General features: G+C 70.1%; 13 protein-coding genes. 8 read left to right on the forward strand and 5 right to left on the reverse strand.

Annotated features, from left to right (window positions below):
- The 6 genes from Van01_RS28850 to Van01_RS28875 all read left to right on the forward strand — a co-directional run.
- Positions 1-853: DUF3710 domain-containing protein (locus tag Van01_RS28850; RefSeq protein ID WP_204014235.1), on the forward strand; the 853-nt coding region annotated here is incomplete at its 5' end.
- A gap of 120 nt (positions 854-973) precedes the next feature.
- On the forward strand, positions 974-1,120 hold the full coding sequence (locus tag Van01_RS28855; protein WP_204014237.1) for a hypothetical protein: 147 nt from the start codon (positions 974-976) through the stop codon (positions 1,118-1,120).
- A gap of 62 nt (positions 1,121-1,182) precedes the next feature.
- Positions 1,183-1,548 (forward strand): MmcQ/YjbR family DNA-binding protein, encoded by a 366-nt coding sequence (locus Van01_RS28860; RefSeq protein WP_239099365.1) that lies wholly within the window; start codon positions 1,183-1,185, stop codon positions 1,546-1,548.
- Positions 1,549-1,623: 75 nt separating this feature from the next.
- Positions 1,624-2,238, forward strand: coding sequence for a dihydrofolate reductase family protein (locus Van01_RS28865; RefSeq protein WP_204014239.1), 615 nt, complete (start codon positions 1,624-1,626; stop codon positions 2,236-2,238).
- Between the two features lie 374 nt (positions 2,239-2,612).
- Complete coding sequence (locus tag Van01_RS28870) at positions 2,613-4,745, forward strand: PQQ-dependent sugar dehydrogenase (protein WP_239099366.1); 2,133 nt, start codon at positions 2,613-2,615, stop codon at positions 4,743-4,745.
- Between the two features lie 19 nt (positions 4,746-4,764).
- Positions 4,765-5,730, forward strand: a complete 966-nt coding sequence (locus Van01_RS28875) for a sugar phosphate isomerase/epimerase family protein (protein ID WP_204014241.1) — start codon at positions 4,765-4,767, stop codon at positions 5,728-5,730.
- Between the two features lie 63 nt (positions 5,731-5,793).
- Here Van01_RS28875 and Van01_RS28880 read toward each other — a convergent pair whose 3' ends face one another.
- Positions 5,794-7,017 (reverse strand): DUF418 domain-containing protein, encoded by a 1,224-nt coding sequence (locus Van01_RS28880; RefSeq protein ID WP_204014243.1) that lies wholly within the window; start codon positions 7,015-7,017, stop codon positions 5,794-5,796.
- Between the two features lie 132 nt (positions 7,018-7,149).
- On the opposite strand from Van01_RS28880, the gene Van01_RS28885 reads away from it, so the two are divergent.
- Entirely contained in the window at positions 7,150-7,773 is a 624-nt protein-coding gene (locus Van01_RS28885) for a TetR/AcrR family transcriptional regulator (RefSeq protein WP_239099367.1), read from the forward strand.
- Positions 7,774-8,173: 400 nt separating this feature from the next.
- On the opposite strand, the gene pdxY is transcribed toward Van01_RS28885, so the two are convergent.
- The 4 genes from pdxY to Van01_RS28905 form a co-directional block, all read right to left on the reverse strand.
- A complete protein-coding gene (gene pdxY / locus Van01_RS28890) occupies positions 8,174-9,025 on the reverse strand; it encodes a pyridoxal kinase PdxY (protein WP_204014245.1) in 852 nt (283 codons plus the stop codon).
- 46 nt (positions 9,026-9,071) lie between these two features.
- Positions 9,072-10,076: a MerR family transcriptional regulator gene (locus tag Van01_RS28895; protein WP_204014247.1), complete on the reverse strand. Its 1,005-nt coding sequence runs from the start codon at positions 10,074-10,076 to the stop codon at positions 9,072-9,074.
- 6 nt (positions 10,077-10,082) lie between these two features.
- A complete protein-coding gene (locus tag Van01_RS28900) occupies positions 10,083-10,751 on the reverse strand; it encodes a HEAT repeat domain-containing protein (RefSeq protein WP_204014248.1) in 669 nt (222 codons plus the stop codon).
- A 103-nt stretch (positions 10,752-10,854) separates the two neighbouring features.
- Positions 10,855-13,302, reverse strand: a complete 2,448-nt coding sequence (locus Van01_RS28905; RefSeq protein ID WP_204014250.1) for a M14 family metallopeptidase — start codon at positions 13,300-13,302, stop codon at positions 10,855-10,857.
- A gap of 328 nt (positions 13,303-13,630) precedes the next feature.
- Between Van01_RS28905 and Van01_RS28910 the strand changes: the two genes are divergently transcribed.
- Positions 13,631-13,957, forward strand: a complete 327-nt coding sequence (locus Van01_RS28910; RefSeq protein ID WP_204014252.1) for a hypothetical protein — start codon at positions 13,631-13,633, stop codon at positions 13,955-13,957.
- Positions 13,958-13,995 lie beyond the last annotated feature (38 nt).

Raw genomic sequence — 13,995 nt, forward strand, 5'->3', positions numbered from 1 at the left:
GCTAGCGGGCACCCTGCACGCTATGGGCGAATACACCCAAGCTCGCGACCTGCACCAGGACGTTCTGCAGCGACGCCAGACCACCCTCGGCGAAGATCACCCCGACACCCTGCTCAGCGCCCACGAGCTAGGCGTCACGCTGTACGCGATGAGCGAATACGCTCAAGCCCGCGACCTGCACCAGGACACCTTGCAGCGACGGCGGGCGACCCTCGGCGAGAACCACCCCGACACGCTACGAACCCAGCGTCACCCCAGTCTCAACGTCCGCTTGGTCGGTGCGAACGCCGACGACCTGCCTCGGTCAATGAGTGAGCTGACGATCGAGGCGTACCTTGCCGGTGCTGGTGGCCCTCCTGACGGGCAGACCGAATCACCGAAAGTACAGCGTCTCGACCTCGGCAGCCTGCAGATACCGGCCGTCGACGGAGTTGAAGTACGGGTGTCCACCGACTCGAACCAGAACGTTCAACAGATCGTCCTCGTGCATAAAACCAGCGCGCTCCAGATAAGCGCCTTCGCCGCCCCGGTGGACGAAGGCATCTGGGACGAAGTACGTTCAGAGATAGCCCAAAAGCTGACCGAATCCGACTCGACCGTCGAGGAGATCGTCGGAGATTACGGCGTCGCCCTCCATACGGTAATTGCCACTGAGGACGGTCAGAATGAGCTGCTGTTCATCGGAGTCGATGGGCCAGGATGGATGTTTCGGGGAGTCTTCCAGAACGCGGGGCGCGTGCCAGATCCAACAGCACCACTCTCACAGTGCCTCCGGCAACTCGTCGTCCACCGCGGCGACAAGGTCCTTCCGGTACGGGAGCCGCTGCCGCTGCATCTCCCTCCGCAACTGTAGACCCACACGTTCACCCGGGCGCGTTCCTCGACGGCGGCCGACTCTTCGAGGGACGGCGGCGCCACCGGCTCCGACGCGGACCGGGGCCACACCACGTCGACGCGGGTCAGCGTCAGCGGCGTGCGGGGTGACAGCGGCCCGAAAGGTAGCCGGCAGGTCACCGTCGACTACCTCTTCACGTTCGCCCAGGTGGCGCTCTACCAGGCGATGAAGACACTGCGGAACGAGGGCGTCGACGTCGAGGTCATCGCCATCCCGCCGGCCTGAAGCGGGAAATCCGGCAACGGCGGCTGCCTGGACGTGTCGGACCCTTGTCGTAGCGTGTGGCGATGACCGACATGGTGGCGATCGTCCGGCGGGCCTGCCTGCGGCTTCCCGAGGTCAGCGAGCGGCTGAGTCATGGCACCCCAACCTGGTTCGTCCGGGGCAAGAGATCCTTCGCTACCGTCTGGCCGGACGGCCATCACCAGGACGATTTCGCGCACTTGTGGTGTGCCGCGCCGCCGGGTGCCGCCGTCGAGCTGATCGCGGAGAATCCGCAGACCTACTTCCGCCCACCCTATGTCGGGCATCGCGGCTGGGTCGGCGTACGCCTCGACAGCGGCATCGGCGAGGCCGAGCTGGCCGAGGTCATCGAGGACGGCTACCGGGCGGTGGCGCCTCGGGCCCTGCTCGCCCGGCTCGACACGCCCTGAGGGTGTGGACGACCAGGCTGAGCACCCGGCGTCGGGCCGGGAGCAGGTGCAGATAACTACAAGCTGGGAGGCAGCGTGTCGGGTCGGTTCGTGTACTGGATGAACGTGTCTGTCGATCTGCGGATCGAGCGCGCCCTGAATGAGCAGGGCGGCGGCGACTGGATGCGCATCGGGGAGTCGTTGCACCGGGAGTTCAACGCGCGGGCGCGGGCGATGTCGCTGATGGTGGAGGGTCGCACGATCTACGAGACGATGGAGGCGTTCTGGCCGGCCGCCCGCGACGACGAATCTCTGCCGGGCTTCCTGCGTGAGTACGGTGAGATCTGGACCTCGATGCCCAAGGTGCTTGTCTCCCGCACCCGCGCCGACGCCGGACACAACACGCGGGTCATCGGTGGCGACGACGCGGTCGAGCAACTCGCGCGGCTGCGGGAGCAGACCGCCGGCGACATCGGGGTCGGCGGCGCCACCCTGGCCACCAGCCTGCTGCAGGCGGGGCTACTCGACGAACTGCTGCTCTTCACCCACCCCGTCGTACTCGGCACCGGTCGGCCGCTGTTCGACGCGCATGACGAACCGGTCCAGCTCGACCTGATCGAGCAGGCGTCATTCGATCAGGGCGTGACGATGCACCGGTACGCGGTCCGGGGCGCCCGCCACACCGCCGGATCGTCTGACGGGCCGCACTGAGCCGTCGATCCGACAGGCACCGCCCTCAGCCGGGGGCCGCTGACCGGACCTGAGGGCGGTTTTTCCTGCGTGGACATTGCTTTCGCTGCTGGAGCCGAAAGTTCCCCTGAATCCGGCAGAAGCCATAGACACATCGACATCGCTTTTGTTAGCTTCACCCCGGATGTTACGACGCGGTGAACCGCCACAGGGGCCAGCGCCTCGATCGTGACCTCCGACGGCCCCTCGGACACCTACCCAACCTCCAGTTTCCGCGCCCGCTCCGCCCACCGGCGGTCCAACGGGCCGCTCGGTGCTGCCCGATACCCGGAGGAGAAGCCCAGATCCAGCACGTCCCGACCTGCCCGACCCGTCCTCACACCAAGGAGAGGCAGTTGAAGAGACGACTCGCGCTCGCCGTGGCCGGCCTGACGACCATCACGCTCGTCGCCCCGCCCGCAAGCTCGATGGCCGCGCCGACCACCCCCACGGCCGCGCCCGGCACCACAAACCCCCCACCCGACACGGCCTTTCAGAAGGTCACCCTCAACGACCGCCCCGGCGAGCCGATGGACCTCGCCGTCCTGCCCGACGGCCGGGTGCTGCACGTGACCCGCGCCGGCGTGGTGTGGCTGCACAACCCCGACACCGGCCGTAACACCATCGCCGCGACCCTCGACGTCTACCAGCACGACGAGGAGGGACTCCAGAACGTCGCCATCGACCCGAACTTCGGCCGGGGCGGCAACAACTGGATCTACCTGTACTACTCGCCGCCGATGAACACCCCTGTCGACGATCCGTCCACACCTGACGTCAACGAGGGCGACGCGCCGGCCTGGGGCACCGAGGAGGAACTCGCGCCGTTCGAGGGCGTCATCCGACTGTCCCGGTTCCGCCTGGTCAAGGACACCTTGGACCTGCGCAGCGAGCAGCAGATCCTCGACGTACCGGTGGACCGGGGCATCTGCTGCCACGTCGGCGGGGACATCGTCTTCGACGCCAAGGGCAACCTGTACCTGTCCACCGGGGACGACACGAACCCGTTCGAGTCCGGTGGCTACGCCCCGATCGACGAGCGGCCCGGCCGCAATCCCGCGTACGACGCGCAGCGCACCTCGGCCAACACAAACGATCTGCGCGGCAAGATCCTGCGGATCAAGGTCGGCAACAACGGCAGGTACTCCATCCCGAAGGGGAACCTGTTCAAGCCCGGCACGCGGGATACCCGCCCGGAGATCTACCTGATGGGTCTGCGTAACCCGTTCCGGATCGAGTTGGACCGCAAGTCCGACGACCTGTACGTCGCCGACTACTCACCGGACGCCGGCCAGCCCGATCCGCTGCGCGGACCGGCGGGACACGGCAAGTGGTTCGTGGCGCGCAAGGCCGGCAACCACGGCTGGCCCTACTGCATCACCCCGCAACTGCCGTACCGGGACTACGACTTCGCCACCGAGGAGTCGGGCGCGGAATTCGACTGCTCGGCACCGGTGAACGAGTCCCCGAACAACACCGGGCTGCGGAAGCTGCCCGCGACGCAGCAGCCGGACGTGTGGTACGGCTACGGCCTGTCCCCCGAGTTCCCGGAGCTGGGCACCGGCGGCATCGGACCGATGGCCGGTCCGGCGTACCGCTTCGACCGCTCCACCACCCGGGGCCGCAACCCGGTGGCGTGGCCGGCGTACTACGACGGCAAGCCGCTGTTCTACGAGTGGACCCGCGACTACGTCAAGGCGTTCCAGCTCGACCGGCGCGGCAAGCTCAGCGGAATCGAGCCGGTGCTGCCCTCGGTCGTCTTCGACAACCCGATGGACCTGGAGTTCGGCCGCGACGGCGCACTCTACGCCCTGGAGTACGGCGACGGCTTCTTCAGCGAGAACCCGGAGGCCCAGCTGACCCGGATCGACCACATCGGCTGGGACGGTAACCGCAGCCCGGTCCCGACGGTCTCGGCCAGCCAGACCGCCGGTCTTGCCCCGTTGACAGTGGAGTTCTCCAGCGAGGGCACCACCGATCCGGACGGCGACCGGCTGCGGTACGAGTGGTACCTGGACGACGACAACCGGGTCGACTCGCGGTCGGCGAACCCGACGTTCACGTACCGCGAGAACGGCAGCTACGAGGCGACCCTGAAGGTGACCGACCAGAAGGGGCGTTCGGCGTCGGCGTCGGTGCGCGTCGTGGTCGGCAACGCCGAGCCGGTGGTCGAGCTGATCGCGCCGGTCGAGGGTCAACCCTTCGCCTTCGGCGACACCATCCGGTACGAGGTGCAGGTCACCGACGACCAACCGGTCGACTGTGCCCGGGTCAGCGTGACGTACATCCTCGGCCACGACGATCACGGCCACCCGCAGACCACAGCCAACGGCTGCACCGGCTCGATCCTGACCACCGTGCCGTCCGGTCACGACCCGGAGACCGACAACCTGTCCGCCGTGTTCGTCGCCTCCTACACCGACCCCGGTGACGACGGCCTGCCGCCGCTGACCGGGACCGACCAGGTCGTCCTGGTTCCGGGCGCGTAGACCCACGAGAGGAGTCATCATGTGTTACGGCTATGACGGGATTGCCGCGCTGCGGCGTTCCGTCCTCGATAGACGGGGCCTGCTACGCGGCTCGGTTGCCGCGATGGCCGGTGTCGGCCTCGCCACGGCAGGTGTCGGCGCGACAGCCGCCGCCGCCAAGCCCGGCCACGGGCACGGACCGGGGCATGCCGGTCGGCGGCGGGTGCCGCCGGGCCTGATCAGCATCCAGTTGTGGACGGTCCGCGACGCGTTGAACGGCGAGCCGGGATACGACGCCACGCTGCGGCACCTCGCCCGGATCGGCTACCCGAAGGTGGAGCTGGCGCTCGGCTACTTCGGCCGCAACGCCGCCCAGTTGCGTCGCTTCCTGGACAGCATCTGCATCAAGGCGACGTCCAGCCACGACGGGATCAGCGAGACCCCCGCCGCGCTTCAGGAGAAGATCCGCAACGCGGTCACGCTGGGGCAGAAGTTCATGGTGGTGCCCTACCTCTACTCGGAGAACGCCGACGACTGGAAGCGGTGGGCGGAGCAGATGAACGTCGAGGCCGCCGCGGCGGCCCGCGCCGGTCTGCGGTACGGCTACCACAACCACGCCCACGAGTTCACAATCGACCTCGGCGGTGGTCGGACCCCGTGGGACATCCTGACCGAGGAGCTGGACCCCCGGCTCGTCCACCTGGAGATCGACATCTACTGGGCGGTCACCGGCGGCATCGAGTCCGGTGACGGCGTGACGGACCCCGAGGGCTTCACCCTGGACGTCATCCGCTCCGCACCGCAGCGGGTGCTCCAGTACCACGTCAAGGACCGGCACGCCGCCGACGGCGACATGGCCGACCTGGGCACCGGAATGATCGATTTTGCCCGGATCTTCCGGAAGCACTCGGTGCTGGAGTACATCGTGGAGAACGACACTCCCGACGTGACGCCCCAGCGCACCGCCGAGGTCGGCTACCGCTACCTGCGTAATCTGCGGTACTGACGGTTTCGTCGCCCGATTGATCGGGGGTCAGGGTCGACAGCCGTCGACCCTGACCCCCGACGGTCAGTAAGCGTTCCGGAAGGTCAGGCGGCGCAGCAGCGTCTCGGCCGGTCCGCGCCGGCCGGCGCGGCGCATCGTCTCGGCCAGCAGGACGGTGGCCAGCCAGACCGCTATCCCGACGGCGGAGGCACCGGCATCGCTGAGCTGTCCGCCGAGGCCGGCGGCGAACGGCGCGAAGATCGCGACGAAGGCCACCGACTGGAGCAGGTAGCAGGTCAGCGAGCGCTGGCCGGTGGCGGCCAGTGCGGTGACCACCGGGTTGCGCCGTCCGGCGAGGTGGTGGGCGAGCAGGCCGGCCAGTGCGGCGTACCCGAGTCCTCCGGCGATCCCGCTGACGCCGTGCACGGCGTAGGCGCTGATGGCGACCCCGTTGCCCCAGCCGGTCCAGAGCTGCGCGTCGATGAGCGCCAACGGAGCGCCACCGGCGACCGCGATGGCCAGGCCGACCAGGGCGATCCGGCGCAGCAGCCGCAGGTGCTGCCCGGGCTGGTCGAGCAGCCGTCGCCGGGCGGCCCAGATCCCGAGCAGGAACGGGGCGAACACGTCCACCGCGAGGGCCGGAGCGAGGAAGGCCCAGATGCTGAGCCGGGCGGCGACCGCGTCGAGCGGGTTCGCCTCGGCGGTCGGCAGCGGCGGGGAACCGTTCTCGGTGATGGTGAATCCAGTTCCCAACGAGAGCAGGGCGAAGACCAGGGTGCCGACGGCGGCGATCACGATCAGGGTACGGTCGCGGACCCGGAGCATCCCGACCAGCAGCAGGCCGAGCAGGCCGTAGCTGGCCAGGATGTCGCCGAAGAAGAGCAGCGCGGCGTGTACCAGGCCGAACCCGATCAGCCACCGGCTGCGGCGCCGCAGCAGCGTGCGGGTTGCCGGCCAGTCCGCGCCGGCGGCGGCCCGCCGGTCCGCGAACTGCACCAGGCCGTACCCGAAGAGCGCGGCGAACATCGGCAGCGCGCGGCCGTCGACAAGCAGCACCTGTAGTCCGGCGACGACCCGGTCGGCGAGCCCGCCGTCGGTGGCGTAGCCGCGGTATCCGGCCGTCTCGTCGCCGTAGCGGTGCATGTGGGCGTGGGCGAGGGCGATGAGGAGCAGCATGGCGCCGCGGGCCAGGTCCGGCGCGAGCGTCCGGCCGGTGGTCGGGCCGCCTGTCGGATCGCGCCCGGGTGGGGTCGGTCCGGGTGGGGTGTCGCGGGATGAGGGATGAGCGGGCACGAGGGGTCGGGACATGCGTCGGCCACCTTTCGCGAAAGTTTAGGTACGGCAGCGTATCTTATTAAGATACGCTGCCGTACCTAAGGATCGGGTGGTGACACCGTGCCCGTGCCCTAGGCTGGGCACGGTGAGAAGCAGGGAACAGCCGTGACCGGGGCAGACGCGCCTCCTGCGGCAGCGGCGCGCAGCCGGCGACGCGGTGCCGACCTGATCAGCGCGGTCTACGCCGCCGTCCTGACCGAGGTGGCCGAGACCGGCGTCACCGGCCTGACCATGGAGGGAATCGCCCGTCGGGCGGCAGCCGGGAAGACCACGCTCTACCGCCGCTGGTCCAGCCCGACCGAACTGCTGATCGACGCGATGCTCGACGCCCACCCGGTGGAACGCCCGACGCCAGGCGCCACCGACCTGCGCGGCGACCTGATCGAGGCGCTGGGCCAACTCGTCGCCTGGATCGTCAGCCCTGCCGGCACCGCCGCCACCAGGATCCTGGCCGAGCGGCACAGCCACCCCGCCCTGGCCGAAGCCCTCTACAGCCGGGTCTTCGACGTCCGGGGCGGCACCTTCACCAGCACCGTGCTGCGGCACTACGCCGACCGGGGACAACTCGACCCCGCCCTGCTCACCCCGATCGTGGTGGACATCGGCGAGGCACTGACCCTGAAACGGTTCCTCGACGACGGAGCCCCGCCCGACGAGCAGACCCTCGCGGCCATCGTCGACCAGGCCATCCTGCCCGCCGTTGGCTACCCACCACCCGCCTCCACCTAGACGCCCACGTAACCCCGCGTAACGCTCACCGTCGGTATCCACGCCGCTGAGCGGCCACTGTCCTCTGTCCGCGCTTTGCTCTGCTTCAACCCACGCACTAGCCGCTGACCAGCGGCCGAATACCTGGCGGCGGCAGACCATCACCGTGCGACGGTGACCCAGAGCGAACGATGCGTATGGTGAAGCAGAGCAAAGGACGCGAGGTGGTGGGTGCCGGGCGGGGCCTGTTGTCACCCCCTGCGACGGCCGGTGGGGTACGCGTTGCCGGCGGTCAGCCGGCCAGCTCATGACCGAGCCGTGCACGCGCGTCGGCGATCTCCCCACGGCCGTCGACAGCCATCACGAGCTTCGCGAGATCACCGACCTCGCCGACGAAGGAGCACCGGCGGTGCGGGTCGGGCTAGCGCAGCCGACGGGCGGGAAAGCGGGTGGGTGGGTCGGCGATTGCGGACTGGGCGGCCACCAGCTGGAGTTCCCGGGTGCCGGCCGCCAGGGTGGCCTCCAGCACCGCGAAGATGGAGGCGGTGGTGCGTTCCAGGGCCGCGGCGGGTGACCCGGTGGTGGACAGGTGCGCCAAGTACAGGGCGGCGGTGACGTCGCCACCACCGTTGGGGGTGATCGGCAGCAGCGGGGTGGTCACCGCCCACGCCCCGGCATCCGAGACGGCCACCACCTCCAGCGAGCCCGCCGGCAGGTCGCCGTGCAGCACGCTCGTCACCAGGACGTGCCGGGGCCCGGTGGCGCGTACCGCGTCGACGGCGGCGAGCAGGTCGTCGATCGTGTTCGTCGAACGGCCGGCGAGGAACTCCAGCTCGAACTGGTTGGGGGTGACGATGTCCGCGCGGGGCACCACCACGTCGCGCAGGTACTCCGGGATGCCGGGCCGGACGAACATGCCCCGGCCGACGTCGCCCATCACCGGGTCGCAGCAGTAGAGCGTGTCCGGGTTGGCGGTCTTGACCAGGGTCACCGCGTCGAGGATCACCGCGCCCATCGCCGGGTCTCCCTGGTAGCCGGAGAGCACCGCGTCGGCGTCGCCGAGCACGCCACGGTCGGCGATGCCGGCGATCACCTCGGCCACGTCGGCGGGAGCGAGCAGCGGGCCCCGCCACGCGCCGTACCCGGTGTGGTTGGAGAAGTGCACGGTCAGCACCGGCCAGACCTCGTGGCCGAGCCGCTGCAACGGGAACACCGCCGCCGAGTTGCCGACGTGACCGTAGGCGACCGAGGACTGGATGGACAGGATCTTCACCGTCTTATCATGGCGGCCGGTGCCCCTCGATGGGGAGCGGGGCCCGCTATAGCCCGTCGCGCAGTGTGAGGATGTACGTCGCGGTGAGCGCGACCGCACGGTCCGCGTCCTGGGACAGTGCGGCGAGCGCGGTCGCTGCCGTGCGGCCGGGGATGTCGGCGAGCGCCTGCGTCAGCCGGCGACGTGCGGGCGGCCCGACGCTCGCCTCGGTGAGGCGTTCGACGAGTCGGGTGGCGATCTGATCCGCCAACGCGGGCTCACCGGCCAGCGCGGTCAGTGCGTCGGCCGCGTCGGCCTCGTTCGTCTCCTCGACGACCATCTCGACGAGCGTCGGGATCGCCTCGGCCACCCCGCGTGCCCCGAGCGCGACCGCCGCGTACCGGCGGACGACGAAATCAGCGTGGGCTAGGGCGTCCCGCAGCAGCGCTGTCGCATCACCGTCCGGGATCTCGGCGAGGGACTGGACGGCACGTTTGCGTACCTCGGCGTCGGCTGCGTCGAGGCCCGCCGCCAGCAGCGCCGGCGCACCGTCGACCGACTGCGCCAACGCCCAGCGGAGGGCGCCCGCGACGTTCGGATCCGCCTCGCTCAGTACCGCCTCGACAAGTGCCTCCACCGGCAACGCCGCCTCGCCGGCCGAGGAGAGGGCGGCGCGCTGCCGCCGCCCGGCGTGCTCCGATCCGAGGGCCTGGAGCAGGGCGACGATCTGGAGGACGTCCGCCCAGTCGGCGGGTTGTGCGGCACCGATCCGGCGCAGCCGGGTGAGCAGTTCCGTCTCCGTCGCGATCCGCTCCCGGGTCTGCCGGATGAGGTCGTCCACGAGCCGCGCCGGGGTGAAGCCGGGGTCGTCGAGCGCCCGGCGGACCTCCCGCAGCGACAGCCCCAACGACCGCAGGCTCTCGATGTGGAAGATCCGCCGGATATCCTCGCTTGAGTACTCCCGGTAACCGGCTCCGGTGCGCCCCGTCGGCTCCACCAGGCCGAGCGACTCGTAGTGCCGGAGCATCCGGGCACTGACCCCCGACTGTCGGGCCACCTCACCGATCAGCACCGTCGGTCACCGCCTCCGGTCGTTGCCGCCGAGAGCCACCACGCGCTTCGCCTCCTCGATCGCCAGCTCGAAGCCGGCGTCCGGGTCGTTCAGCAGACGTTCGGTGGCGATCGCGTGCCGACGCACCCCGGGGTCGCTGTCCCGGGCCGAGGCCCGCAGAATCGGCGTGATCACCTCACCGAGCGCGATCAGCGCCCGGCTGAGGCTCAACTGCGTCTCCCGCCCGCCGCGTCCGAGCTGGGTCGCCAGCACGTCGGCGAGGGCCGGCTCGTCACCGTCGGGTACGAGGACGATCGCCGCCCGCCAGGCGCTGCGGGCCACCTCGTCGTCGGCGTCGGTGAGCAGTGCCCGGGTGATCGCCGGCCACGCCCGCCGGTCCCCGATCTTGGACAGCGTGTGCAGCGCCTGGCTTCGTGCCTGGGCCGACCCGGAGCGCAGTTCGTCGACGAGTCTGGGCACGGTAAGCGCGGCCGGATGGCGGGTGAGGGCCCAGGTGAGCATCTCGCGCACGGAGAACTCGGGCTCGACGGCGCACCGCGCGACGAGCGTGTCGACCGCCACCGGGTCGGGGGTCGTGCCGACAGCCAGCGCCGCCCGCAACCGCACCGACGGATTGCCGCTCTCCAGCCCACGCAGAATTCGCACCGTGTCCGTGGCCGCCTTCGGCGTGTTCATCCGGACCACCTCCTCGGCACAGTGAAGACCTTGTCACTCTGTCAAGGTCAAGCCGTGGGTGCCGGCAGATTTCCGGGCACCCACGGCTCGCCGAGGCGTCCGGTCAGCCCTTGGGCGCCTTGACCTTCTGCTTGTTGTGGTTGTTGCCCCGACCGTCGGGCTTGTAGTTCTTCTCCACGTTGCCGGCCGCGTCCACGGAGAACCAGTGCACAGTCGTGCCGACGGGGATGGTCAGCGTCTCGCCGCCCTCGCGGATGCCGGCCGAGCCGTAGAGCGTGGAGTCGTAGGTGGGTCGGCTCCGGTCGAGGGTGTAGAAGACCGCCGCCGGTTCGCTCGTGGAGAAGGTCACGTCCACCATGCCGGGGGTGGCGCTGACCCGCACCGACAGCGAACTTGTCGGCCGCTTCCGGTCCGTGTCGAAGTCCCGGGCCACCCGCAGCATCTCCACCAGACCGTTGGAGAACTCCATCGTCTCGGCGTGCGCCTCCTGCCAGGCCGGCTGGAACGAGGTGCCGACCTCGAAGTTCCAGGCGTAGATGCCGTACTTGTACCAGAGCATGTCACCGGAGTTGCCGGCCGCCGAGTACAGCACGTCGGCGATCGGTCCGGTCCGGGCCGGAGTGACGGCGAGGTTGCGGTGCCGCTTGATGGCGGTCAGGATCCGTGACGACGCGCCCCAGAACAGTGACTCCTCGGCCAGCGTCGGTCGGGGTGCGGAGATCCGGCCGGGGGTGGCGTAGGAGCCCGGCGACCACATGAAGTAGTTGCCGGATGAGTGCAGGTTCATCGAGAACGTGACGTTCGGCCGGGCCGCCAGCCAGTCGACGTTGCGGTTCTCCGGCTCCGACAGCTCGCTGGGCCCGGCGTAGGTGCCGCTCGTGCAACTGGTGGAGGCACCCGAGTAGCCGTCGAAGAGGCTGTACTCGGTGTAGTTGCGGTTGTTGTCCACGCCCCACGAGTTGCGGCCGAGGAAGTCCGCCGACCCGTCCTGCGGGCAGTGGTTCGTCATGTTCTTGCGCTGCGAGTTGAAGTCGTAGAACGAGTAGTGCCCGCCGTCCGGGTTGATTGACGGGGCGATCCAGATGTCAAGGTTGTCGACCAGCTCGCGGGTCTTCCGGTCGTGCGCGTAGTTGCGCAGCAACCGCTCGGCGGTCTCGATTGTGACAAGTGGCGGCACCCACTCCCGGGCGTGTTCCTGCGCGTACGCCAGCACGCCGAGCCGGGAGCCGTCGCGGTGCTTGCCGATGCGGATGGCATACACCGGGTGCGGGTCGCGGGAGACCGCCGCCGGTGCGGCGAGGCCGTCGGAGAGTGCGGTCCGCGCGGCGGGCCCGACCACGCCGGTGCCCGGGCTGCCCCGATAGGTGTACGCGGTCAGCAGCGTCCCCGCCCGCGCGTTGAGCGCGGCGACGACCTGCTCGGCGGTGCTGGTGACGGTGCCGCTGCCGTCGGTGGCGAGGTCGACGCGGACCTGGGTGCCGGTGACCGTGACCGCCAGGGGTGCGTCGGCGACGCCGGGGTCGGCGAGTTCGACTGTGACGTCGTTGCCGCCCTGGTGGCCCCAGGCCAGCGAGTCGACAGCCACCCGGCTGTCGGTGGCGGTGCCGAGCACGGCCTGCGCCTTGCGCCGGTAGCCGTTGGTCCGGTACGGCAGCTCGACGATCTCCGAGATCTTCGGGTACTGCGCGGCCAGGGCCTTGATCCGGTCGTACAGCTCGGTGGGGGTCAGGTAGCTGGCCACGAAGTCCTTCATGTAGCCCGGCCCCTCGGGGTCCTTCGGCGGGATGGGCAGCCACTCGTTGACCTTGGCCACCGCCACGTCACCGCTCGGGCTGGTGATCCGCACGTACGCGGGACGGCTGGTCACCTGCGCCGCGCCCCGGTGGTAGAGGTAGGCGCCGGCGTCGACGAAACGGGAGATCGTCTGGCTGCCGCCGGAGCCGATCTCGGTGCCCGGCCCACTGTCCCGCTCGACTGTCAACGGGCTGGCGTCGGTCTGGCCCTGCGCCCACTTGGCTTCGACCGAGAGCACCTGCGTATCGCCGGAGGTGTAGTAGTCCGCCCGGATGATTCTGACGTCGGAGACGGTGGACCGGGCGGAGAAGTCGGCGGCGGCGGCGTACTCCTGGTTCTCGGCCAGGTGGGCGGCGATGGTGGCCTCCCGCTCGGCCACCCGCTGTGCCGCGTCCTCCGCCGTGTGCAGGACCTTGCCGAAGGTGAATCCGGCCCGGGTCAGGGTGGCGACCTCGTTGCCGGTCACCACGGCGTGCACGACGATGCCGTCCCCGGTATGGGTGATGTGGTGATCGAGGTCGACACCAGTGGCCACGAGCGCGTCGAGTTCGGCGCTGTCGGCGAGGATCACCTCGACCACGTCGGCCCGCTCGTCGGCGAGCCGGCCGAGGTCGGCGGGCGCGGCTACCGGCGCGGCGGCCTGCGGCACGATCGCCGCAGCCGGATTGACGAGCAGCAACACGGCCGCCGAGGCGGCCAGGACGGTGGCGGCGGGCAGCTGGGGTCGCCAGCGCAAGCCCGAACGGACTGTGGACATGAGGCGGTCGCCCCTCTTCTCGGCGCGCGGCGCGGGTGCAGCGGTTTCAGCGCGGGTTCGCCGGGCTGCCAGCCTGCGGGGACAGCCAAGGCGACGCGCTCGGCGGTCGACGCTGCCCGCATCGCCGATCACACAGCGTCACGCATCCGGATCGTTGGGGTGATCGAGTTGCCGACATCCTTCGCCCGCAGATAGGGGTCTGTCAATCATCGGCGGCCCCGGCCCCGGTGACCGCGCCCACCTCTCCCGACGGTCCCGGATCTGGCGTTTGGCCTGCGTGCAGACTGGAGATCAAGAGCGTGAGGCTCGACTACGAGGGGGATCACGCATGTCCGAGAACGCCATCGATCGGCACAGTCATACGGCCGATCGTCCCGCTGACGTCACCGACCCGCTGCTGTGGCGGCTCGCCCTGGACGTCGCCGACGCGCACGCACCGGGCGAGGACGGTGGCTGCACCCATCTGCTGTGCGCCGGGCAGAACTGGCCCTGTGAACCGTGGCAGCAGGCCCAGCGGGCGTTGAACCTCGCCCAGGGCGGCAACGCCGACGAGACAACGGCCCCGGCCGCGGACCGGCACGACACGTGGGCGGCACCGAGCGCCCAACCGAACTGGTCGACGGACAGCTCCCGCCGCCAGTCCGCAGCCGCCTGAGCGAGCCGGCCCGGCGAGGGCTGTCAATGTAACGTTGA

The sequence above is a fragment of the Micromonospora andamanensis genome (assembly GCF_016863495.1).
Classification (GTDB): Bacteria; Actinomycetota; Actinomycetes; order Mycobacteriales; family Micromonosporaceae; genus Micromonospora; species Micromonospora andamanensis.